Origin of the sequence: Actinosynnema sp. NPDC023658, from assembly GCF_040639995.1 — a bacterium.
Lineage (GTDB): Bacteria > Actinomycetota > Actinomycetes > Mycobacteriales > Pseudonocardiaceae > Actinosynnema.
Window position 1 is genome coordinate 1 of record NZ_JBFAAX010001392.1, and the last position, 1,191, is coordinate 1,191.

Genomic DNA, 1,191 nt, shown 5'->3' on the forward strand with positions numbered 1-1,191 from the left:
GGGCCGTGGGCACGAACTACGCGGCGGGCGCGGTCGTCACCTACAACGGCGTCGGCGCTCGGGGGCCTCGCATGACCGACGGTCAGGACGGCCTGGAGCCCCAGTTCGCCCAGTGGCGGCAGTACCTGCAGCGCCGCCAGGAGCTGCGGCGCTCCGACGTCGACGAGCTCGAAGACCACCTCCGGGGCTCGGTTGACGAGCTCCTCGCCGTCGGCCTGCACGCCGACGAGGCGTTCCTGGTCGCGGTCAAGCGCATGGGCAGCCTGGACGACCTGTCCCGCGAGTTCGCCCGGGAGCACTCGGAACGGCTGTGGAAGCAGCTCGTGCTGACCGGCGACAGCCCTTCCGCCACCACCCGGCCCCGGCGGAACCTGCTCGTGATGGTCCTCTGCGCGGTGGGCGCGGCCGCGTCGGTCAAGGCGCCGGAGCTGTTCGGCGTGCGCTTCGAGGAGGACATCGCGTTCTACGGGCCGAACGCCGGCCTGCTCGTGCTGCCCTGGTTGGCGGCGTTCCTGGCCTGGCGCAGGCGTGCCGCGACGCCGCTGGTCGGCGTGCTGCTCGCGTTGTTCGCGGTCGGGGCGGTGGCGGCCAACGCCTTCCCGCTCACCGAGGACTCCCAGTCCCTCGCCCTGACCTCCATCCACCTGCCCATCGCCCTGTGGTTCGCGGTCGGGCTGGCCTACGTCTCCGACGACGTGCGCGAGCCGCGCCGACGCATGGACTTCGTCCGCTTCACCGGCGAGTGGTTCGTCTACTACGTGCTCATCGCGCTCGGCGGCGGTGTGCTGATGGCCTTCACGTTCGGCACGTTCGAGGCCATCGGGATCTCACCGGAGACCTTCGTCGGGCAGTGGGTCATGCCCTGCGGCGCGGCGGCGGCGGTCGTCGTGGCGGCGTGGCTGGTGGAGGCCAAGCAGGGCGTGATCGAGAACATCCTGCCGGTGCTCGCCCGCTTGTTCACGCCGCTGTTCACCGCGGTGCTGCTGGCCTTCCTGGTCACCCTCGGCGTGACGAGCTCCGGCATCGACGTCGAGCGGGAGGCGCTGATCCTGTTCGACCTGCTGCTCGCCGTGGTGCTGGCGCTGCTGCTCTACTCGATCTCGGCGCGCGACCCGCTGGCGCCGCCCGGCCTGTTCGACAAGCTCCAGCTGGCCCTCGTGGTGAGCGCGCTGGTGATCGACGTGCTGGTGC

The 1,191-nt window shown here is 71.4% G+C and carries 1 protein-coding gene; it reads left to right on the forward strand.

Annotated elements, in window-relative coordinates:
• Positions 1–1,191, forward strand: a 1,191-nt coding sequence (locus tag AB0G02_RS41260; protein WP_360806323.1) for a permease prefix domain 1-containing protein, incomplete at both ends; no start/stop codon positions are given.